Genomic DNA, 25,018 nt, shown 5'->3' with positions numbered 1-25,018 from the left:
AAATCACCCAATAAAACAAACTATAAATGAGAATCACCAAACTTGATGGATTAAGGGGTATCTTTAGTTTAATGATTGTATTTTTTCATTATAGAGAAATCTTTCTTCCACCATACTTACATCAATTTTTTTTTATTAGAGAAGCATATACATTTGTAGATTTTTTCTTTGTACTTTCTGGATATGTAATTGCATATAATTATCATTCATTAAATACTTTTGACGAATTTAAAATTTATTTAAAGAAAAGATTTATAAGACTGTTCCCTTTACTTCTATTTACTGCTACAGCGGCATTAATATTTGACATCATTGGAAATTATTTTTTCCCTTTAATGGTGGACAACGTAGATTCATTGCCAGTATTATTATTGAGATATTTGGATACTTTACTCTTTACTAATTCTTGCCCTATCTTAGGCTCAACTTCCGGAATGAATGGTGTTTCCTGGTCTATATCTTCTGAAATGATATCATATATTGTTTTTGGATTAACATCTATTCTAGCTACGAAGAATTTTAATAGAGGATTTCTACTTGGGATTATTATTTTGTTATCCATATTTTTTGCTATTTACAATGGCAGTTATATAAATACCGGAGATTATGGTTTCATCAGAGGTTTAATCTCTTTTAATTTAGGATATTTTGTATGGAAAATTTCAAAATTAAATTTTAAAATTTCAAATATATTTGAATATTTAATCCCAATTTTTTTATTATTAATATTTTATATATTAAATAAAAAATTATTTGGATTTCAAAAGGAAATGTTTACACTTGCTATTGTACCAGTGTTTTTTGCCACTTCTATACTTATACTACTTAAAACAGATGGATACTTAAGTAAGGTGTTAAGTTCAAAATCTCTTGTATTTTTAGGTGATATTTCCTATTCCGTATATCTAAACCACTTTCTCTTAGTGCTTATAATACCAAGATTATTCTTTGGGATGTTTAAAGTTCCCGAAAATGAGTTCACTCAACTAGGACTATTTATTTTAATTATAATATTAGTTATTGCTATCAGTAATCTGACTTATTCATATATAGAAAAAAGAGGAAGCAAGTATTTACGAAAAATAATATTAAAGTAATATTATCACAGTCAATTAACTTGGAAATTAAATAATAATTTAAAATGAACATTCTCCATATTTGCAATGATTATTTTGGAAGTAAAGTACATAGAAACCTTTTTCAATCTTTAGACCAATCAAATATTAATCAAACAATTTATTGTCCTGTAAAGAATTCAACTTTAGTCAGATCTAATTTAATACAATACAAATTTTCAAAAATCATCATATCCAAACCGATGAGAAAAAATCATCGTATATTATTTAGGAAAAAAATAAATTTTTTATATCAAGATTTAATAAACAATATTGAACTATCTAATATAAATATAAGCCATGCTACAAATCTTTTTAGCGATGGAGCTATTGCTTATAAGTTATTTAAAGAAAAAGGCATTCCTTATATAATTGCAGTTCGTTCAACAGATATCGAAGTGTTTTTAAATTACAGACCTGATTTAATTAATATTGCTTTAAAAATTCTTAATAACTCGAGTAAAATTATTTTTATTAGCGCCGCACTTAAAGATAATTTTCTTAAACACTACCTTATTCGCAAAAAGACAGATTTATTTTCAAATAAATGTATTATTCAATGCAATGGTATTGAAGATTTCTGGCTTGACAATAAAATCCCTCAGAAAAATATTATTCCAACAGAAATCTTATACGTTGGTAGTTTACTAAAGCGTAAAAATGTTTTAGCTGTTGCGAATGCAGTTATCGCTTTAAATAAATTAAACATTACATGTAGATTTAATATTGTTGGAAAAAACGGGGACCAGGAAAAACAAATTATAGAATTATCATTAAAAATGCCCGAATATATTAACTATATCGGTCCTATATATAATAAGCAAAAGTTAAAAACCATTCATAATAATAATCATATATTCGCTATGCCATCTAAAGGAGAAACCTTTGGTTTAGTATATATAGAAGCATTAAGTCAAGGGCTACCATTATTATATTCTAAAAATGATGGAATTTATGGTGTTTTTGATGAAAATATTGGTGAAAGCTGTAATCCTAATGATGAAAAAGATATAATTGAAGCTCTAAAAAAAGTTATAACTAATTACAAAACATACGAAATTAACAAAATAGATTTTGAGAAATTTCGTTGGAGCAATATCGCTTTAAATTACAAAAATCTTTACACTACATTAAAGAATTAAGTATATACTTCATGAACATACTATATTTACATCAATACTTTACAACACCTGATCAACCGGGAGGTACTCGTTCTTATTGGAATAGTCTAGAATTATTAAAAAATGGGCATAAGGTTACCGTAATATCTTTGGGTAAAAACAATAAAAAACGATTTGAACGAAAAAAAATTGATGGAATTGATATAATTTATGTAAGAGTACCATATTCCCAAACCATGAGTATTGCATCTAGACTAAAATCATTTTTGCATTTTATGTTCTACTCTACATATTTAGCGTTAAAAGAAAAAAATATAGATTTTGTAATTGCCACCTCTACCCCATTAACAATTGGATTTCCGGCTTTAGTTTTAAAAAAGTTTAAAAAAATTCCTTACTTATTTGAGGTAAGAGATTTATGGCCGGAGGTTCCTATTCAAATGGGGGGTCTTACTAATAAGACTGCTATTAAGCTTGCTAAATGGTTTGAACGAAGTATTTACAAAAATGCATCTCATATCATTGCCCTATCGCCAGGAATGCAAGATGGAGTTTTAAAAGTAGGCACGCCAAATAGTAAAGTTAGTATGATACCTAATATGGCTAAAATTGACGCATTTTGGTCTAGAGAACATAATATGGCTCTCATGCAGGAATTAAATATAAGTGAGGTAACCTTTAAAGTTATTTACTTTGGTGCTTTAGGGCAAGCTAATGCTATAGAATACATTTTAGAAACAGCTCATCTTTTAAAAGAAAATAAAACAATTGAGTTTTTATTTATAGGCAGTGGTCCTGGTAAAGAATTAATTCAAAATTACCAAGCTAAAGAAAGTTGTAACAATGTAACTTACTTAGGTTTTTTTAATATGGAGAAAACCTCTGAAATTGTAAATTTCTGTGATATATCATTGGTGACTTTTAGTAATATACCGATACTAGGCACTAACTCACCTAACAAATTATTCGATTCTTTATCTGCCGAAAAACCTATTATTGTTAATTCTAATGGATGGACAAAAGATTTGGTAGAAAAGCATAATTGTGGTGTTTATGTTGATCCAGAATCGCCTAAAGAATTTGCTGAAAAGTTAATTGCATTACAAAAAGAGCCAGAAAAACTAAAGGTTATGGGCAAAAACTCAAGAAAGTTAGCAGAGACAGTTTACGATAAATCTCTGCTTTGCAAACAATTTGCCGCCGTCATAGATTCAATTAAAATTTAGTGATTTTATAATTCTTAAAATTAAAAATTAAAAATGTACCCAATTCTTAAACGTTTATTTGATATTATTTTATCATTAATAGGTCTTTTACTATTATTTCCGATTTTAATGATAGTTGCCATCATCTTAACCATAGATTTCAAGGACACCCCATTTTTCACTCAAAAAAGACCAGGTAAAAATGAGAAAATATTTAAGGTTTTAAAATTTAAAACTATGAATAACAAAAAGGATAAAAACGGTGAACTACTTCCTGATACTATTAGGTTAACGCCTCTTGGTATATTTATTCGTAAAACTTCTATAGATGAGCTTCCTCAATTAATTAATGTACTTAAAGGTGATATGAGCCTTATTGGTCCAAGACCATTATTGGTAAAATACTTACCCTATTACAAGGCTGAGGAAAGAATTCGATTTTCTGTTAGACCCGGTATTACTGGATTAGCACAAATTTCAGGTCGTAATTACATGAGCTGGGATGAAAAATTTACAAAAGACATTTATTATGTTGAACACTTAGGTTTTGTGCAAGACGTGCAAATATTCTATAAAACTTTAATTAAAGTATTTAAAACCTCGGATGTGGAATTGGATCAAAGTTCTTACATGGCGGACCTTGATATTGAAAGAAAAGATTTATTCAATTGAAATTGTATAAAGAAATAGTATTTTTGATTATTATGTTAAAATAAACTTAAAAATTATATGTTTTTATTAACCCCCACACTATTTATATCAAATAAATTAGCCCAGACAAACTAGTAAAATGAACAATATTTTAATTACCTCAGTAGGTCGAAGGGTGTCTTTGGTCAGATTTTTTAAAAAAGAATTAAAAGCAATATTTCCAGAAGCTAAAGTATACGGTTCCGATATGAACCCCGAACTATCTGCGGGATGCATGGTTGCAGATGGATTTTTTAAAGTTCCAAATGTAAAACATGAAGACTACATTAAAGTCATATTAGAACAATGCAAAAAATTAGGGATTACTTTAATTGTTCCTACAATTGACCCATCATTATTACCATTATCAGAAAACAAAGAATTGTTTTTGGAAAATAATATTAGGGTTGTGGTACCAGATACCGATTTTGTACATAAATGTAGAGACAAAAGGATGATACACGACTTCTTTGAGTCTAAAGGTATTCAAGTAGCTGAAGAATATTGTAAGAACACATTTCAGCTTCCTCTATATATTAAACCCTATGACGGTAGTAGTAGTGTAGATAACTATGTTATTAAAAACAAAGATGAAATGACAGAGTATCACTTTGAAAACAAGAGATTAATGTTTTTAGAATATTTAGACCATGATTTCTATGATGAGTTCACTTGTGATTTATATTACACAAAAAATGGGTATTTAAAATGTGTTGTACCTAGACAACGACTATTTGTAAGGGCTGGGGAAGTAAATAAAGGGCTTATCAAAAAAAATGAATTGGTACCTTTTATTAAAAAACAATTAAATAAAATAGATGGAGTAAGGGGATGTTTAACCGTGCAATTCTTTATGCATAAAGAAACCAAAGATATATATGGTATTGAGGTTAACCCAAGATTTGGAGGAGGTTATCCTTTAACACATAGCTCTGGTGCTAATTATGTACAATGGATTTTAAAAGAGTACCTTCTTGGTGAAGATTTATCTAATAATTACTATGAAGATTGGGCAGAAGATTTACTTATGTTACGTTATGATGGTGAAGTTTTAGTACATGGATATAAAGATTGATAAACATACCGCGCTAGTATTTGATTTAGATGATACGTTGTATAACGAACTAGAGTTTTTAAAATCTGCATACTGGGAAATTTGCTTTAATTTGAAACCCAAGGATGTTTATACGCTTTTTAACTTCGTATTTTCGTTGTACAGAAATGGTGAAAATCCGTTTCTGTACCTTTCGGAAACTTTTTGTGTTCCTATTGAGCAATTATTAAATTCTTACCGTACCCATACCCCTAAAATAAAACCTTTTCCAGGTGTTCTAAACGTCATTAAAGAGGTTAAGAAAAAAAACGGGAAACTTGGTATTATAACAGATGGTCGTATAATTACTCAATCTAACAAACTAAAATCTTTGGGTATTTGGGAAGACATAGATTGCTGCATTATTTCTGAAAGTATAGGTAGTGAGAAACCAAATTTGAAAAATTTTAAATTGGTTGAAGAAGACCTGAAATTAAATACTTACTATTATTTTGGTGATAATTTCAAAAAAGACTTTATTGCTCCTTTAGTATTGGGCTGGCATACAGTCGGTGTCATGGACAACGGAATGAACATACACCCTAATAGTTGTGATTTTCAATTAAACGTACCTGAATGCCTTATTCGCTCTTTTGAAGAAGTAAGTATTATCTAATTCTTAAAGAAATAGATAATACTTACTGTAGAGCAATATACTATCTAATATATTTATAAAAAAAGTCAACTACGAATTATAATTCGTAGTTGACTTTTTTATTAGGTAATTAAATCTTTACTAAAGATTCGTTTCTTAATAGACCTGTTAACTTTTATATAGTAGTATGTACTACTAACCATCCAACCTAACCACGCAAGTTTTTTATCATATAAAAGTGGTTTTAGTTTTACTAGGTATCTAAAAGTTTTTTCCGGACTCCATAAAAACTCCTTAACCAACTGTGCTTTAGTCTGGGAAAGTTGACTTGGATCATACACCATACCTACTTTATTACCTCCTACATTTTGATAAAAACCTCTAGAAATTAATTGAATGAATTTTAATTTCTTCCTATTTGTAAACAATCCTAATCTAAGAGCCATAGCCGTTAAATAATCCTGAACCATAATTTCAGTATAGGAAAGCCCGTTTAAGCCATTACACAATTCATCAAATTGCCCATTCATAAAATTTTGTATAGAAGATATGAATTCATCAAAAACTCTTTTCTCATTTGGTTCATGATATTCAATTGTTGGCGAACTGGGGTCTCCATTATAACCTAAAGTACTTCCATGAGGAGCGGCCAATAATTGTTCATATAACTGACCGTTAGCTTGTAGAATATAATCAGAATATCCTTTCTTGGGATAAACTGTAAAGTTTAAACCATATCTTCTTGTCTTATCTTTTATATTATATATTTCACGTAATCCAATGTAATAACCTGTTACAGGTACATTACCTCCTAAATACTCATAGATACATTCTTGCATAGTACCTCCCCAACCCACATCTACTAAAACCATACCGTCAGATTTAAAATCTACGTTAAATGAATTTAGGTAATTATTAAATGCATTGCGTTGTCCAATCCTATGAGACTCATAAGCTACACTAAATTTTTTATTATTCTTAAGTTTCAATAATACACTGGAAGTACTGAAATTTTCAATTTCTAAATCCTTATCAATATCTAATTCATTGGCAATGTTTAAAATAGAATCTTCATTTAAATTAAAGGATGATAAAAATTGACCAGTAGTCATTACATCATAGTTCTTTTTTATAGGCGCAAATTTCTCTTCTTCAATAGGCTTAAGGGACACTTGTTTGGCAGAATGCCTAGATGCCTTGAAATAATGAGTTTTTATATAATCCTCATCATTTAAACCATTAAACTTTTGATAAGTATCAAATAACTGTTTTAAATAATGACCTTCTCTTGCCAGAAAGAATAAATCTTTTATTCCTTTCCTTTTAGCTTCGGTATATAGCCTTTCCGTAAAAAAATAAAAATGAATAATATATTCACTAAAAGGGAAATCACTTTTTCTACAATTTTGTTCTATTTCTTTACATGCCTTATTAAATTCTTTCTCCACACTGCCAAATAAATTCTTTTTATTTCTGAATTTATGAGAATAATGTTTTAAAAAATAACCATGAAGACCATGCTTTGAAGAGTTTATAACATCACTAATTTTATTATCTCCCATCATCGCCGTATGTTCTGCCAATGAACCAGTCTTTTCTAGTACAAATGGATACAAACTACCATCACTCTCTTTACTCCTTTTTAAATCACAAGAAATAAATACATCATTAAAAATAGAAGATATACCATGAAATTCTAATAACCTCATTATAACATCCTTAGATAAATGATAATCAGATACAATAAAGATTTTATAATTTTCGGACTTCAATGTTTTAAGCCCTTCTACCAAAGAAGTATTAATATACTGAACAGAAGTTTCACTTCTATAATCTGATTCTTTGCTTATTTTCTGAAATGTACTCCACTCAACCCCATTTAAATTATCTGAATTGACTAGCCTCTTATAAACCTCTTTCATTACAAATTCATAAGGTACCTCTACCTTATTAAGTTTCATATCTGATGCTAACTTGGTTGTTGCGTTTGCCCTAATTTTAAATAAGGCATTAATATCTATAGTAAGCCCTAATTCTCTAATAAGAAATTTAGCCCAAATTCTATATACATAATTTGGGTGAACCCCTCTATGAATCAAGGTGTCAAATAAGTCGGTAAAAACAACTTTTACTGCTGAATTATTCTTGATATTTTGTATTGTGTTGTTCAATTTGAATTGTTTTAATGGCTACTAATAAATATAATCTAAAAAGCTGGTTAAGTTCTAAACATTAATACCTATGCCTGCTGACAAATTAAACCCTAAATAATAAGTTTTATTATAATTATTCGATAAAACTATATAATTAATAGCATAACATGATTTAAACAAGAAAGTCGTGCTAAAGTAAAAATCTTTAACACGACTTAAATTATGAAACAAATTTTACCTTCTTAAAATTAGTCTTTTAGAAACAGGTTCATCATTATTCAATACAACAGTAACAACATATACATCTGCGGTTAAAATTTCTAATGATATTCTATAAATGCCACTAACAAAAATTTCATTCGGGGTGTACTGCTTAATTAATCTACCAGCGGAATCATGGAGCATAAAACCGATGATATCTTCATCATCAACAATACCATTTAAAGTTATTTCAACAAAATCTACAGAAGGATTAGGTGATAATACCATATCCAATGCTACTTCTTCAAGTACTTCATTTTCTTCTACCACAATTGACAATGAAGTTGAATCCGTTAAACCTTCCCCATCTGTTACCGTTAAAACAACTTCATATGTACCAGCTGCTTCAAACTCAAATTCAGTATCAGCCTCAAATACTATGTTACCATCACCAAAATTCCATTCATATGAAACAATACCGTTATCATCAATTGAATTACTTCCTGTAAATGATACCGTGAGCGGAGCTTCACCTGTAACCACATCTGAGCTAGCCACAGCAACTGGTGCTTCGTTGAATTCATTTTCAACAACCACTGTGATCACTAGGGATGCTTCATCTGTTAAGCCTTCATCATCGGTCACGGTCAATACCACTGTAAACTCACCTGCAGTCTCAAAAACATGCTCAGGATCGGCTTCAATAGAAGTACCACCATCACCAAAGTTCCATGAATAAGTAGCAATACTATTATCATCGGTAGAATTACCCCCTACAAAGGATACTAAAAGCGGTGCTTCACCTGATATGATATCTGCGTTAGCTATTGCAACTGGTGCTTCATTTACAACCATGCCCTCTTCAACCGTTATGGTCAGCGTTGTGGTATTGGACAATCCTTCTTCATCTGTAACGGTTAAGGCTACGTCATATACACCCGCAGTTTCAAATACATGCTCTGGATCTGCTACGTTTGATGTTCCTCCATCAATAAAATCCCATGTATAGCTAGCTATACCCACATCATCTGTTGAGTTACTACCTACAAAAGACACAGTAAGTGGCGCTTCACCAGAAACAATATCTGAACTAGCTATGGCGACTGGTGCCACATTTGGTTCATTTACGGTAATGGTTAATGAAGTACTATGAGTTTGACCTTCAGCGTCGCTTACCGTTAATATCACCTCATAAACATTAGCTTCATCAAAAGTATATACAGGATTTATTTCATTTGAAGTTTCTCCATTTCCAAAATCCCATAAATAGGATGCAACACCATTATCATCAGAAGACCCACTACCATTAAAGGAAACCGTTAGCGGAGCATCACCTTCCAATACATCTGCGGTAGCAAGCGCTATAGGAATACCATTACCAGCCACAGAAATATTAGCGGCAGAAGTATCTACTTTACCATCTGCATCCGTAACCGTTAAGGAAACATTATAGGTGTCAGAGGCAGCGTATACATGAATTGGATTTGGTTCGTCAGAAGTGTTTCCATCTCCAAAATCCCAGAAATAGGATACAATTCCGTTATCATCCGTACTAGACGAAGAATCAAAACTTACTTGAAGTTCATCTATGGTATAATCAAAAGCACTTTCAGGTGCAGTGGTATCTGGCAAATATTGTATTAATGTAGCTTTTGTTTCCGTTGCGCTATCATCTACAGAATTTGACACGCCACCTCTTCCACGTAAATGAATACTTACCAAATCATTAATTCCATCACTATAGACTTGAACCCTTAATCCGTCCATTTCTATTGGAGTTTGTTCTTCACTACCCCATTCGAATATACCTGCATCAATCCAGCCACCTGCTCCTTCATCCAAAATAATCCAATCATTACCAACACGATAACTTATTCTCCAAAGTGAATTTGGTTGTGGCTGATTAGCATAAACTCCACCAAAGGTGATATAATTCACTAATTTACGTGAAGCCCAATCAACTTGCCATCTAAAACCATTATCAGCATCTGGTGTGCCCAAATTAGCGCCAAACTGTTCGCCATACTCATTATAATCTGTACGTACAAAATAATCATCTCTAGAAGGGTCGTACAATATAGATTGAACAGTTCCTCTTGGGTTCGTGGCAGATCCAGTTACTGTTGCATCTGGTAATAATCCAATATTAATACCTGCATTTGGTACATTGTCCGGTTGGTCACTGGTTACAACAATGTCCACTGAAACCTGATCGGTCAACCCTTGTTCATCCGTTACTGTTAAGGTCGCTGTATAATTACCAGGTTGGGTGTAAATATATGATGGATCTGCCTCTGTAGAAGTATTACCATCACCAAAATTCCAATTATAAGATACTACGGCTACGTCGTCTGTTGAGTTACTACCGATAAAATCTTCAGTAAGTGGTGCCGTCCCGGTAATTAAACTTGTTTCGATAATAGCAACTGGCGCTTCATTATCCGGCGCACCCAAATTAATAACCTGAGTTGAAGTATCGCTTATACCGTCCGTATCCGTTACCGTTAACATAACACTGTAAGAACCTGAATTTGCAAACACATTACTTGGGTTTTGTTCAGTTGACGTATTTCCATCTCCAAAATCCCATTCATAAGATACAATACCATCATCGTCAGTGCTAGAAGTAGCATCAAAATCAACTTCTAAATCATTAATGACATAATCGAAATTGCTTTCGGGAGCCCCGGTATCTGGCAAATATTGGATCAACGTTGCCTTTGTTTCCGTTGCACTATCATTTACTTTATTAGATACACCACCTCTACCTCTTAAATGAACACTAATTAAATCATTTACACCGTCACTATAAACTTGCACACGAAGTCCATCAATAGCTATTGGTGCCTGAGTTTGACCACCCCATTCAAATATACCAGCATCGATCCAACCTCCTATACCTTCTTCTAAGATAGTCCAGCTATTTCCAACTCTATAACTAACTCTCCATAATGAATTTGGTTGTGGTTGGTTATCAAAAACACCACCAATCGTAATGTAATTAACATTCTTTCTATTGGCCCAATCTACCTGCCATACGAATCCATTATCAACATCAGGTGTACCAAGGTTTTCACCTTTTGCAATCCCATACTCATTGAAATCAGTTATTTCATAGTAATTATTTCTTGATGGGTCAAAAAGAATAGCTTGCGGTGTTCCTCTACCATTTAAAACAGATCCATTTAATACTGCATCTGGAAGTAATGCCAAATTTAAACCGGCATTCGGATTGTTGTCCACAGCTCCTCCATTAGCTAAAATATTAAGTTCGTCTATATTGGTGTTACCATCTGCATCGGTAACCGTTAAAGTAACAGTATAGTTACCAGATACCAAGTAAGTATAATTTGGGTTCGCCACATTAGCAGTTTCTCCATTTCCAAAATCCCACAAATAAGAGACCACACCAACATCATCACTAGAATCACTACCTGTAAACTGTACATTTAATGGTGCAGGACCTACGGACACATCTGAAGTAGCAATCGCCACTGGTATAGAATTATCTTCCATTACAGTAATTTCTTGAACTGAAATATCACTTAAGCCATTGCCATCCGTAACCGTTAAAGTAACATCATATGTACCAGAAGTTTCGTAAGTATGTACAGGATTTGCACTGGTAGAACCGTTACCATCTCCAAAATCCCATGTATAGGAAACAATTCCAACATTATCTGTACTTTCAGAAGAATCAAAAGTTACTTCTAAATTATTTATAGTGTAATCAAAAGCACTTTCTGGTGCACCGGTATCTGGTAAAAATTGTATTAAGGTAGCTTTTGTTAGGGTATCACTATCATCCAACCTATTAGAAATACCACCTCGACCTCTTAGATGAATACTTACCACTTCATTTACACCATTACTATACACTTGAACCCTAAGACCGTCCATCTGAATTGGTGTTGTAGTTGCACCACCCCATTCAAAGATGCCAGCATCAATCCACCCACCAGTTCCTTCTTCTAAGATAGTCCAATCATTACCAATTCTATAACTAATTTTCCATTCAGAATTTGGTTGTGGTTGATTAGGATATACTCCACCAAAGGTGATATAATTCACTTCCTTTCTATTGGCCCAATCTACCTGCCATTTAAAACCGTTATCTACATCTGGGGTTCCTAAGTTTTCACCATTAGCAACACCATATTCATTAAAATCAGTTACAACAAAGTAATTTTCCTGTAATGGATCATATAATATAGCTTCAGGTGTACCTCGACCATTTTCTACCGAACCGCTTAACACAGCATCTGACAATAAAGCTAAATTCACATTAGCGTTTGCATTATTATCCACAGCACCTCCATTTGCAACAATTTTGATTGTTGATTCATCAGCGTTACCATCTGCATCGGTAACCGTTAATGTAGCATTATAAGTACCAGGTACCGTATATTCATACATTGGATCTTCTTCCGAAGAAGTAGAGCCATCTCCAAAATCCCAAACATATGATACTATGCCAACGTCATCTGTAGAACCACTGCCCGTGAACTCAACAGTCAAAGGCGCAGGACCCGATTGAACATTGGAAGAAGCATTGGCTAACGGTATAACAGGAACACCATCAACAGTTATACTTTGAGTAAAACTATCGCTTAATCCATCTGCATCAGTAACCGTTAAAGTAACATCATAAGTTCCTGGACCTACAAAATCATAAACTGGATTCTGTTCATCAGACGTCTCACCATCTCCAAAGTCCCAATCAAAGGTAACAATACCAACATCATCAGTACTTTCGGTAGTATCAAAAGTTACCTCCAGATCATTAGTCGCATAATCAAATCTTGCCGTTGGAGCACCATCATCTTCCAAATATTGAAACAAGGTTGCTTTTATAGGTTGGTCAGTGTCGTCAATTCTTAAAGAATTACCTCCTCGTGCCCTTAAATGCGTACTTTCAATATCATTTACGCCATCACTATATAATTGCATACGGAAAGCATCAGCTTCAACTGGATCTTGATTTTTACCTCCCCATTCATAAATTCCCGAATCTATCCAACCACCAATACCTTCTTCAATTACTATCCAGTTATCACCTTGACGATAACTAAGTCTCCAAGCTGTATTGGGTTGAGCTTGGTTTTCATAAGCCCCCCCAAAAGTGATATAGTTAACTAACTTTTTATTCAACCAATCTACTCTCCAAGTAATGGCCTCATCTACGGGCAATGTACCTGCATCATGGTAACGAAGGACTCCAAATTCATTCCAATCCGTAGCAACAACGTAGTCATTTATTGAAGGGTCATATAAAATGTCTTGAGCTACACCACGCCCCTCTTCTCCATGGATTTGACTAGATAATATAGCATCACCAGCCAAAGCTATATTTATATTTTCATCTGCAACATTATCAATAGCACCACCAGTAACAGTAATCTCAATTGATTTTGATTCTGTCTGACCATCATTATCAGTAACCGCCAAAGTAGCGGTATAGATACCAGGTACTGTATACGTATGACTAGGATCCATCTCTGTAGATGTCCCACCATCACCAAAAGTCCAATCATACGAATCTATAGATTCGTCATCTGAAGATTCATTACCCGTAAAATTAACTATCAAGTCTATATTACCAAGTGATTTATCAGCCGTAATTACCGGGGTAGGTGGAATTGATAAATTATTAATCCATTCCTCCAATAAGGCTACACCTGCTTCATCTACTTGACCTTTGGCTAACCATGGCATCATTACACCTGGTGTAATGCTATTTGCTCTATGGTAAATTTGAGATTTAGATGCATCACCAACAAAAATAATTTGCTGATCAGTTGACATTTCTTCAACTGGCTCTGCTATTGAAGCAGCTAATAAATTAGTTTCTATCAAGCTATTTGCTAGCCTTAAATCAAAGTCTGCACGAAGATTATTATCTGATCGATGACAATAGGCACAATTTAAATCTAAGTAAGATCTTGCCTTATCATCTATACTAGCATTTAAATCATTAATGGAAGCATGAGTTAAGAAATTTTGTGTGTCGCCATCAGTTATGGTCTCTTCTATAAAACCAAGCTCACTTAATGTCACTAATTGATTGCCCACAACACCACCAACTTCAGCGTAATCAAATTCACTGTTCAGGTATCTAGTTCTTGGTCCTAAAGTACCTTTTGATATTTCATTGTGGCAACTTAAACATTCACTAGTTGATGGATACTGCCAAGTTATTGTTTTGCTACCTCCCCCTTCTAAAATAACTTGAACATCTTGTTCATCACCAGTACTCATATCAATTAGTGTTGCTTCAGTTTGAGCAGCATTCCATTTATATGATAAGAAAGTCCAATTTCCATTACTATTTTTTATAGAAAATCTGGTTTCTACTTTTTGGGTAATATTAGGATTATTCTCATCAATAGGATAATCAAAATGTTTAATCATTACAGAACCAACAGGAAATTCCCAAATACCATTTTCAGAATAATTAATTTGTTCAGTAGCCGAATCTGGATTACCATCATTTGGTATAGCCATCCAACGCTTTTTCAATGCTCCATCTGACCAGAAAGGGTCAATTAGTTCGTACGGTAAAAAACCATCTTTAACCACCAAATTTTCAACATCGGTAAAAGCTCCTGTTGCTGTCAAGGTTTGGGGTACACCAGTAACAACTCCTGGTTCCACAAATCTCAGTAATTGTATATTATTACCTGCAGTAAGGTAAAATATGTCTCCATCAGAATCTTCTCCAAATGAAATAGCTCTTCTAGGCATAGAACCCAATGTGGAAACCTCTCCCGATGATATATCAACAGACAATATCTTTTCAGTAATGTAGTCCGCTGTAATATACTTACCATTAAAAGACGTGAATTCTGAACCTCTATATACATGACCGCCAATAATAGAACCAGCATCCTCCCTAGAGAATGCAGTTAATGGTTCTTGATGCTCCATATCATTCAATAAAGTAACAATTCCACAACCATTTTCTGGACCTTGAGCCATTCCTTCATATACAGGCCAACCATAATTTCCTCCATATGAAAGTACATTTATTTCATCATGAGTACTTAGCCCAACATCACCTATATATATTAAACCAGTGTCAGAGTCTTTACTCATACGGTGAGGACTCCTTATTCCTATGGCATAAAATTCTTCAAAATTTTCACCTGTAGCATCTAAAAAAGGATTATCATTAGGGATAAAATAGTTCTGCCCTGTAACTTCTTCTGCAGCTCCTATGTCTTCAGGCATTTTTCTTATTGCCGGATGACTTTTAGTAATGTCCATATCCACATCTATACGTAAAATACTTCCATCTATATTCTCAGATATATCTTGAGAGCTAATAGCACGTCCTTGTTCCCCTATTGCTACATATAAAAAACCATCATCTCCAAATACCAAAGCCCCACCACGGTGTGCAGTGTTTAACATTCTACGTCTTATTAGCCTGGTTCTAGAACCTTCAACAAAGGAAAGATCAACAGGGTCAATTTCAAAACGCTCTAAATGAATGTAATTTCCATGAAAATTATTGAAATCACATCCGAAGGTACCATTTCCTCCATCATTTAAGGTATCGTCACCTGTTTCTGATTCTGTTGTATAATAAATAAATACATAATTATTACTACCTGTCCCAAAATCAGGATGTAATTCTAGTCCTAATAGACCACCGTCCCAAACTTCAATATTTCCATCAGTTCTAGTACCCGCAGCAGAGCCGACTTCTTCAGAAAAATCAACAATTAAGTTTTTAACATTTGCATTTTGATCATCTTGAAACCAAAAAATCTCCCCGTTTAGTTGACCAACTATAATACGATTTTGAGTTGGTACAGGATTAAATGTTAAAGGATAATCAAAAGTTAAATTTTCAAATGCAACTTCATAAGGCTGAGTACTAATATTAAGATCTGGAAAGTTGGTATCCGAAAATGCTAAATAAGGAGTAGCCTCAGTTAAACCAGGTCCAAAAAACATTGGACTGAAACTCATAAAAACCGCTACTGAACCTACAACACTTGTTGCTAACAGTAATTTTTTTACATTACGAAAAGATGAAGTAATTTTTTTAATCATAATTCTAATTAATATAGAGATGGGTATAATTATAAAACAAAAAAAAAGCAATAATAACGAACACTCGATTAATATCGTTCAACGCCATATAAAAACGTTTAATTTCAATATATATAGCTTATTTAAGGGGATTTAAAAACAACGATTTAACCGAATAATTCTTACAATAAATTTACATTTATCTACTATTGTTTACAAGTCAACAACTACTATATGAACTAGTTACTTGCAACTTTGTCAAAATATACATTGATTACTTATTTTCTTTGAATTAGTTAAACCATTTAAATCAATTAACATGAAATAGTTACATTTACAATCAATACTTAGAGCGTTGAACATATAATCTTTAATTTTAGACTTTTTGCACTTTTACCAACTCCACACTCGATTGATTAAAATGAGAAAAACAACAATAATCTTCATATTCTTAGTTTTACTTGGAATATATTCATGTGGTGTTGATACTGAAGTTCTTGAATACCAAAAAAATAGCATTAAATTATTATATCCAGAAGACAATTCTGAGGTTGACGAAGGAATTATACTTACAGATTCAACCAATTCACTTGAATTCAAATGGGAATCTTCAACTGAAGATGAGAATCAAATATTTTACCTAGAGCTGATCAACCTCGATAACAAAATTGTTCAAGTGTATGAAAATACTGGTAATAAAGCTTCAATTCCACTTAAACGAAACAACTCTTATTCATGGTCAGTAAGTGATTCTATGAATCACGGAAGTTCCCTTTGGACTTTTAAAAATATAGGTCCTTGGGGTACATCAACAGCCCCTTTGGCTGCAATTGCAATATCACCAGTATCAGGAGCATCAATATCGCAAACCAGTACCACCGTAAATTTAATATGGAAGGGCGAAGATGAAGACAATGACATATTGAACTATGATTTATATTTTGGTGAATCTGAGATTCCCGAACTTTTTACCGAGAATATTGAAACAACTAGATATAACGATATTCCCGTTGAGACCGGTAATACATATTATTGGAATATAGTAACAAGAGACTATGTTGGAAATGAAACTTCCTCATCGGTTTTCAATTTCAATGTTGGAAATTAAATTCTCTCTTAAAATATTCTTAATGAGAGGATATAATGTATTTAATTAAATATACATTTACTATATAATCTTACTCTTTGTAATCATAGATTAAACTTACTTCAATGAGATTACATGAAGAATTCCGATAAAGTAAAATGGGCATTATTGTGTAGCGGAAAAGGTAATAATGTATATGACATCATTAATTATTATCAAAAAAATCCTCATCAAAACTCCTTCTATATTTCTTTAATCATTTACGAATCAAGCGATTTTAGTGCGATTGAAATAGCAAAGAGTAACCATATTGATGTTTTGCAAATATCAAGAAACACTTTTAAAGATTCTATTAAACATCAAAAAAAACTAATCCACGAAATACTATCGAGAAGAATAGATTTTATATTTCTCCTGAACTATAAATACTTAATTAAACAAGAAATGTTAAGTACGTTTCCAAACAGAATAATAAATATTCATCCGTCTCTATTTCCTAGCTTTTTAGGAACAAAGACTGCTATTCAAGATGCTTTGGCATATGGAGTAAAAATTACAGGAATTACCACTCACATCATAAACCATGAATATGACAAAGGAATCATATTAAATCAAGTAGCTATTAAAATAAATGACAATGATAATTTTGAATTACTTTACACAAAATTTCGTAAAAAAGGATTCAAAATAATTGTCAAAACAATTATTAAAATCACTGATGAATTTCAAGCCATTAAAAATAAATAATGAAATCCAACACTTTTAAAGTTTTCAATATAGACACACCAAAGAACTTTAGTTCTTACCTAAAAGAATGTGCAAAAATTAACGATGACAACCCTTTTTTCAAATTTGATTTAAACCTTAACAATAAATTTTCAAAAAACTCAATCCATTATTTTGTATTGCATAAAGCCAACAATCCCATAATCCTAATGCCAATAGTTCTTCGGCCTATTACAATCAATAATAAACAAACAACATTTAATGACGTTATTAGTCCATATGGATATAGCGGTCCACTAATATCAAAAGAGACCAACGAAAAAGACATGAATGAGTTTTGGCAACTTGCTGACCTGTGGTATAAGGAAAATAATGTTATTACAGAATTTATAAGGTTTAGCCTTAACAATAACACCTTAGGCTATAATGGTAAAATAATACCGACCTTAAAAAATGTTTGTGGGGAACTCACAGATCCAAATACCATATGGAATAAGTTTGATAAAAAGGTTCGAAATAACTACAGAAAGTCTGTAGAAAATCAATTAACATTTCATATATATTCAGGTAACATGGAACCTAAAATCGTTTCTCAATTTTATGACATATACAAAAACACAATGATTAGACGCAATGCGGATATTGATTTATACTTTTCTTTAAACTATTTCCAAAATTATGTAAAATTGAATCCACAACATTGCGCTATCGCTATAGTTTCTAAAAGTAACACCCCTATTTCCGCGGAATTTTTATTATTATCAAGAGATACAATATACTCTTACCTTGGCGGTACCAATGCAGATTTCTTTAATTGTCGTCCAAATGATTTTTTAAAAGTAAATATTATTAATTGGGCAATAGAAAACGGCTATAAAACCTATGTTCTAGGTGGTGGAAGAATGGACAATGACAATCTTTATGCTTATAAAAAATCATTTTTCCCAAAAGAAAATGATATTACATTCTATACCGGAAGAAAAATCGTTAACCAAGAAATATACAAGTATTTAAATGAAGAAATTAAAAATTCACTTACAATGAGCTCCATTAATTATTCAGACCCAAATACAAACGATTTTTTCCCTATGTATAGAAAACCGATTAATTCAATTTCTATATAAAACAGAAATGTATATAAAACACGGACAACAGCTATTTAGATTAACATTTAAAACTCTAAAATAACAAACTCAGAACGTCTATTTACCGCATGTTTCTCTTCTGGACAATAGGTATTGTCATCACATTCATTTAATAACATAGATTCCCCATATGCCTCTGTAGTTAATTTATCTTCAGAAACACCTTTAGAAATCATGTAAGCCTTGGTTTTATCAACTCTTCGTTGAGATAACCAATCATTATACTTCGAGCTTCCTCGAGAATCTGTATGTGAAGTTATCTTTAATTTTAATGTTGGTATCTCTTCTAATACTTGAGCCAAAGAATCTAATATTTTTTTAGATGACGTACTCACTACAGATGAATTTAAACCAAAATATACGTTTCCTAAATTCTCAATTCTAGACTTAATTTCTGATTTACGCTTATTAATAGCATCTACTTTTGCTTTCTCAGCAGCAGCCAATGCATCTTCTTCTTGTTGTTTTTTGAGTCTTTCTGCCAATAAAGCTTCATCTTTTAAACGATTAACTTCGTTTATAGAATCATTTTGACGTCGTTTTTCCTTTTCTATAGCGGCTAATAGCTCTAATTTCTCTTCTCCTCGTTTAGAAAGGCCTTTTTCGATTCCGAATTGATAAACCACTCCCGCTGCATGTTGTATATGATTTGTAGCGCCGTCACTTTGACTCATAGCCCATTTTCCTGTTGAACTAAAATCTAATCCCCATCTATCTGAAAACCATGTTCTAAAGCCTACGACAGCATTATAAGTTCCCCTACCTAAGTTATTAGCATCGGTATAACCTGCTCCAACACCCACATATGGATCAAACCAACCAGTTTGTCCAATTATTTTATTAATATCATAAGTAACCCTACCATCAAAACCAAAATAACTTACATTTTCTGTAATTACTTTTGCATCAATAATATTCCCTTCTTTGTATTGATTATAAGTACCAATAGCTTCCAAACCTAAGCCACTTTTAAAGTATCTACCAATACTTACACGTGACGGATAAGGAACAATATTCCATTCTTGACCTACATTAAAGATTCCGTCAAAAACATTACCTGAATCATCGACAGCATTTAAGCCAACTCCGAAAATCCAAGAGCTCTGTACTATACTATCCTTTGCCATTATTTGAAGTTCATCTTGGGCAAATGCTATAGACGATACCATGAGAAATAATAATAAACTAAAGATTTTAGCCTTTTTCATAATATAAAATTTGGGTTACAAAATGTAAAATTAATTGAAGAAGAGATAGTTAACAAATAATTACTGTATACAGCAATTAAAACCGATTGATAGTTGAATGTAGAATATTCATCGATTAATTACTTTTCAATTTTTAAGTCTTTAGAGTTAAATGGTAATTTATAAATACTAAAAGGACTTACTACTAAATTAGATTTGTCTTTAGATTTTTTAGAATTAATTTTTTGCACTTGTAAAAAATCATCATTTTCGTTCAGTTCTAAACTAGCATAATTTGAAGCAGAACTATCTCCACACCAAACTAAAATCATTTCGGTAGTAAAATCTATGATTGGTGGTGTTAATCCCGGTTTTCTTGTTCGGTTAATTTTACCGTAGAAAGCATTTAATTGTTTTTGATTTTTAATTAGAATATACTCTTCTTGTTCAAAACCACTGTAGTTTTCATTTAAGATTAGCTCCATGCCCATATCGTTAGAATCTTGTAAATTACTTTGAGCTATACTCTTACAAGAATTTAATTGAACTACTACTAATAGAAAAAAACAAATAAAATATTTAAACATTTTTAAATCTTCCTTTATAGGCTCTTTCATAAACTTCTTCATAAAGCGGAACAACCTTTTGAATATCAAAACGTTGCGCCTCTTTCAAAGCATTAAGCTTAAACCTTTCTAAAACTTTATCATTTTTTAATATAGTAATTGCCTTAGCTGCCATATCATTAATATCACCAACATCACTTAAGAAACCACTTACTCCTTCTGTATTAACTTCTGGAATTCCGCCTGCATTACTAGAAATAACCGGTACTTTATTAATCATAGCTTCTAATGCTGCAAGCCCAAAACTTTCTGACTCTGAGGGTAAAAGGAAGAGATCCGAGAAGCATAAAATCTTATCAATCTCATTACTATTACCCAAGAATATAACCTTATTGGATATACCTAATTCTTCGCACAAACGCTCTGCTCCTTCTTTTTCCGGTCCTTCACCGACCATTATAAGTTTTGATGGAATTTCTAGCTGAATTTTACTAAAAATCTTAATTACATCAGGTATGCGTTTTACCTTTCTAAAGTTACTAATATGGGTAACAATGCGCTCATCTTCAGTTGCCATATTAGAACGCTGACAATCGGTAAAAGATGTACTATATTTTTTTGCGTCTATAAAGTTAGGAATAACCTCTATTTCCCCATGAATATCAAAAATATCTAATGTTCCTTGTTTTAAACTCTCTGATACCGATGTAACCACATCAGATTGATTAATACTAAAAGTAACCGCTGGTTTATAAAATGGATGTTTTCCAACTAACGTAATATCAGTACCGTGTAATGTTGTAATCATTGGCACATAAATTCCCTCTTCCTCCAACATTTTTTTTGCCATATAACCAGCATAAGCATGAGGTATGGCATAATGCACATGTAATAAATCTATTTTATGAAGCTTTATAGTATCTACCAATTTACTAGACAAAGCAAGCTCATAAGGCTGATAGTGAAAGAGTGGATATTCTGGCACATGAACTTCATGAAAGAATATTTTATTGCTCAGCAACTCTAATCTTACAGGTTGCTTATACGTTATAAAATGAATTTCATGACCTCTATTAGCCAATGCTATTCCTAATTCTGTTGCGACAACACCACTACCACCAAAGGTAGGGTAACATACTATTGCTATTTTCATCACAACAAAACTAACTTTTTTAATTCAGAATTGAATCGTAAATAGCCTGTTGAATTCTAGTTCTTAACCCAGATTTAACTAAAAGTGTGTTTGATGCAGATGGATATGTTCTATTAGATAAAAACACATAAACAATTTCTTCTTCTGGATCGGCCCAAGTATATGTACCTGTAAAACCACTATGACCAAAACTTTTTCTTGAAACACAACCACAAGTGGGTCCGCTATGCTGTAATTGAGGTTTATCAAAACCTACTCCTCTACGCACATTGTTTTCACAAAAGTAACAGGTATTAAATTTCTTTACTGTTCTAGAATCAAAAAATTTAGTTCCGCCATAATATCCATCTTGAAGATACATTTGCATAATCTTAGCTATATCATTTGAGTTACTAAAGAGTCCGGCATGACCACCTACTCCTGCTTGCATTGCGGCACCCATATCATGCACATAACCTTGTACAGTTCCATATCTATAATAATCATCCTCCTCAGAAGGTACAATCATCTTTTTCTCGAACTTTTCCAACGGATTGTAAGATGTATGATTCGCACCTAATCTACTATACAGAAAACTATTTGCCAAACCATCTAACCTTTGATTATAGCTATCTTCAATCACTTTTTTCATTACGTAATACGGTACATCGCTATAACGGTATCTGTTAGATTTCAAATCTTGTCTTCCAATTCTATTATATATAGAATCTTGGTATGCATCGGTTAAGTACAAGTTATCATACACTTTGGTAGAAAAACCTGGTAAAGGAGAATTTCTATAAAATTCGCCAGATGGTTTTTTATTCTCATCTAACGTTCTAATGTAAAAAGGAATCCATGCTGGTAACCGTCCATAATGAGACAACGCTTTTAAAACAGTTACGTTCTTAATTTCTGTATTTGAATAATTTGGAACCAGTTCCTCAAAAGTATTATTGAGTCCAATTCTACCTTCTTCCTCCATCTTCATAACCATAGGCAATGTGGCTAATATCTTTGTTAGAGAAGCTAAATCATATATATAATCGTTGGTGATTTTTTCTTTTGAATGATATGTAGGCTTCCCAAAACCTTTCTGGTAAATAACCTTTCCTTTTCTAGCTACCAAAACTTGAGCTCCAGGAAACATTAAACTATCTAGACCATTACCCATTAATTCATCTATTCGCTCTAATCCTTTAGAACTCATACCAACACGTTCTGGTATGCTATATCCTAATCTACTTAAAGATTTCACCTGAACACCCGTCTGTACAGGAAAATCTGGGTGGGCACTTACAGGTAATTTGCCTTTTGCACTTACTGCACCAAATAAAATTTCGGCAGTTTTCTCTTGTGCAATCGCACTGTTTTGGTAAGACATAACTACAGCATCTATATTACTGAAAGAAGTTACATCTGATAAAGCATAAGGTTTTGCGAATACACATAGGATTAGGTTAGAGGTTCTCTCATTACCAATTTCTTGCAACCAATTTAATTCTTTGGTAGAGAATTTATACGATTTCCAAGGACTCTCATTACTGGTGTGATGACCTACAATAACTAGATTGAATTCTTTTAATTTTATTTTCAGTGAATTAATATCATTTGCCTCAACCACAGTGACATTTGCGTAGTTTTTTAAACCATTTACAAATGCTTCATTGTCAGAACTACCCATTTTCACATAAGCAATTTTTTTATTGTCAAGATTTTTAATAGATAGTAAATCAAGTTTATTCTTTACAACTGTAATGGCATTCTCTATAGCTTGTTCATATATAATATCATCTTCAAGACTATTTAAATCCTCATATAAATTCTCTAAAGGAATAGGCTTATACTTGTGTAAACCTGCCTTGTATTTTGCCATTAATATTTTCTTGACCGAATACGCCAAGCGCTCTTCAGACAACTTACCCTTCTCATACGCTTTAGTCAACTTTTCTTTGGCACTAACAATATTCTCTGGCATTAATAACATATCGTTACCTGCCATGAACGCTGCAAGTTCTACACTACCATCTTTACCTGTAGTAGAAACACCTTTCATATTAAGGGCATCAGTAAATATTAAACCCTCGTAACCTAAATCTTCTTTTAAGATTCCGGTTATAATTTGTTCTGATAATGAAGATGGCAAACCTTTCTTCATTTCAAGAGATGGCACTTCTAAATGAGCTACCATAATACTACTTAAACCAGAACTAATTAATTTCTTAAATGGATATAGCTCTAAACTATCTAACCTTTGTCTTGAGAAAGGAATTACAGGCAAATTATGATGAGAATCTACCTCTGTATCGCCATGACCTGGAAAATGTTTACCATTTGCCAAAACACCAGCACTTTCCATTCCTCTAGCAAAGGCTGTACCTTTATCCACTACATTGTCTCTATTTTCACCAAAAGAACGATTACCAATTATAGGATTCTTCGGATTGGTATTAATATCTAAATCTGGAGCAAAATTAATGTGAACACCCAATCGTTTTGCATGCTTACCTATTTGATAGCCTACTTTTTCAACAATTGAATTATCTTGAATGGCGCCTAAGGTCATATTCCAAGGAAACGCGTAAGTTGAATCTAACCGCATGGAAAGTCCCCACTCAGCGTCCATTCCAATTAACAAAGGAATTTTTGATGCTGCTTGATAGTTGTTCGTAAGCTTAGCCTGCTTTACAGGGCCACCTTTAGAAAATATTACACCACCTAAATTCTCTTTAACTATAAGGTTTTTGATTTGATCGGTAGCCTGCTTGCTTTGATTAGAAGCTACGCTAACCATAAATAGCTGGCCAAGCTTTTGATCTAAGCTCATTTGAGCATATTGACCATCTACCCACGCTTGTTGGGCAATACTGTCTTTGGTCACTAAAGGGTTTTGAGCAAATGCATTTGAATAGCAAAATAACCCACAAATAAGAATAAAAATATAGCGCATAAAAATATATGT

Annotated in this window: 15 protein-coding genes; 9 read left to right on the top strand and 6 right to left on the bottom strand. The window is 32.5% G+C overall.

The window, feature by feature from the left end; genetic code table 11:
* Positions 1-26: 26 nt before the first annotated feature.
* The 6 genes from P178_RS0112260 to P178_RS21965 all read left to right on the top strand — a co-directional run bounded on the left by P178_RS0112260 (position 27) and on the right by P178_RS21965 (position 5,840).
* Positions 27-1,097: an acyltransferase family protein gene (locus tag P178_RS0112260; protein ID WP_081819443.1), complete on the top strand. Its 1,071-nt coding sequence runs from the start codon at positions 27-29 to the stop codon at positions 1,095-1,097.
* Between the two features lie 44 nt (positions 1,098-1,141).
* The gene (locus P178_RS21970) at positions 1,142-2,257 is read left to right on the top strand and encodes a glycosyltransferase family 4 protein (RefSeq protein ID WP_081819442.1); all 1,116 of its coding nucleotides are present in this window, start codon (positions 1,142-1,144) and stop codon (positions 2,255-2,257) included.
* 11 nt (positions 2,258-2,268) lie between these two features.
* Positions 2,269-3,462, top strand: a complete 1,194-nt coding sequence (locus tag P178_RS0112250; protein ID WP_027066488.1) for a glycosyltransferase family 4 protein — start codon at positions 2,269-2,271, stop codon at positions 3,460-3,462.
* 33 nt (positions 3,463-3,495) lie between these two features.
* Positions 3,496-4,113 (top strand): sugar transferase, encoded by a 618-nt coding sequence (locus P178_RS0112245; RefSeq protein ID WP_027066487.1) that lies wholly within the window; start codon positions 3,496-3,498, stop codon positions 4,111-4,113.
* A 118-nt stretch (positions 4,114-4,231) separates the two neighbouring features.
* Positions 4,232-5,206: an ATP-grasp domain-containing protein gene (locus P178_RS0112240; protein WP_027066486.1), complete on the top strand. Its 975-nt coding sequence runs from the start codon at positions 4,232-4,234 to the stop codon at positions 5,204-5,206.
* Positions 5,190-5,840 (top strand): HAD family hydrolase, encoded by a 651-nt coding sequence (locus tag P178_RS21965; protein ID WP_036146759.1) that lies wholly within the window; start codon positions 5,190-5,192, stop codon positions 5,838-5,840. The genes P178_RS0112240 and P178_RS21965 overlap by 17 nt, the downstream gene beginning before the upstream one ends.
* 101 nt (positions 5,841-5,941) lie before the next feature.
* Here P178_RS21965 and P178_RS0112230 read toward each other — a convergent pair whose 3' ends face one another.
* Positions 5,942-7,990 (bottom strand): HAD hydrolase-like protein, encoded by a 2,049-nt coding sequence (locus P178_RS0112230; protein WP_027066485.1) that lies wholly within the window; start codon positions 7,988-7,990, stop codon positions 5,942-5,944.
* A 216-nt stretch (positions 7,991-8,206) separates the two neighbouring features.
* Entirely contained in the window at positions 8,207-16,234 is an 8,028-nt protein-coding gene (locus P178_RS23570; protein ID WP_027066484.1) for a PKD domain-containing protein, read from the bottom strand.
* A 400-nt stretch (positions 16,235-16,634) separates the two neighbouring features.
* On the opposite strand from P178_RS23570, the gene P178_RS0112220 reads away from it, so the two are divergent.
* The 3 genes from P178_RS0112220 (at position 16,635) to P178_RS21960 (ending at position 19,150) form a co-directional block, all read left to right on the top strand.
* The gene (locus P178_RS0112220) at positions 16,635-17,321 is read left to right on the top strand and encodes a hypothetical protein (protein ID WP_027066483.1); all 687 of its coding nucleotides are present in this window, start codon (positions 16,635-16,637) and stop codon (positions 17,319-17,321) included.
* Between the two features lie 114 nt (positions 17,322-17,435).
* Entirely contained in the window at positions 17,436-18,047 is a 612-nt protein-coding gene (locus tag P178_RS0112215; RefSeq protein ID WP_027066482.1) for a formyltransferase family protein, read from the top strand.
* On the top strand, positions 18,047-19,150 hold the full coding sequence (locus tag P178_RS21960; RefSeq protein WP_051638289.1) for a GNAT family N-acetyltransferase: 1,104 nt from the start codon (positions 18,047-18,049) through the stop codon (positions 19,148-19,150). The genes P178_RS0112215 and P178_RS21960 overlap by 1 nt, the downstream gene beginning before the upstream one ends.
* Positions 19,151-19,197: 47 nt before the next feature.
* On the opposite strand, the gene P178_RS0112205 is transcribed toward P178_RS21960, so the two are convergent.
* From P178_RS0112205 to P178_RS0112190, 4 genes are all read right to left on the bottom strand, one after another.
* Positions 19,198-20,379: an OmpA family protein gene (locus P178_RS0112205; protein ID WP_027066481.1), complete on the bottom strand. Its 1,182-nt coding sequence runs from the start codon at positions 20,377-20,379 to the stop codon at positions 19,198-19,200.
* Positions 20,380-20,498: 119 nt separating this feature from the next.
* Positions 20,499-20,987, bottom strand: coding sequence for a hypothetical protein (locus P178_RS0112200; protein ID WP_155941640.1), 489 nt, complete (start codon positions 20,985-20,987; stop codon positions 20,499-20,501).
* Positions 20,938-22,077 (bottom strand): N-acetyl-alpha-D-glucosaminyl L-malate synthase BshA, encoded by a 1,140-nt coding sequence (bshA, locus tag P178_RS0112195; RefSeq protein WP_027066479.1) that lies wholly within the window; start codon positions 22,075-22,077, stop codon positions 20,938-20,940. Before bshA ends, P178_RS0112200 begins: the two co-directional genes overlap by 50 nt.
* 19 nt (positions 22,078-22,096) lie before the next feature.
* Positions 22,097-25,006, bottom strand: a complete 2,910-nt coding sequence (locus P178_RS0112190; RefSeq protein WP_027066478.1) for a glycoside hydrolase family 3 N-terminal domain-containing protein — start codon at positions 25,004-25,006, stop codon at positions 22,097-22,099.
* Positions 25,007-25,018 lie beyond the last annotated feature (12 nt).

It is taken from the genome of Maribacter sp. Hel_I_7 (genome assembly GCF_000688315.1).
In the GTDB taxonomy this organism is placed as follows: Bacteria; Bacteroidota; Bacteroidia; order Flavobacteriales; family Flavobacteriaceae; genus Maribacter; species Maribacter stanieri.
Note: the sequence above shows the minus strand (reverse complement) of the source record. Positions and strands in the feature narration are given on the sequence as shown.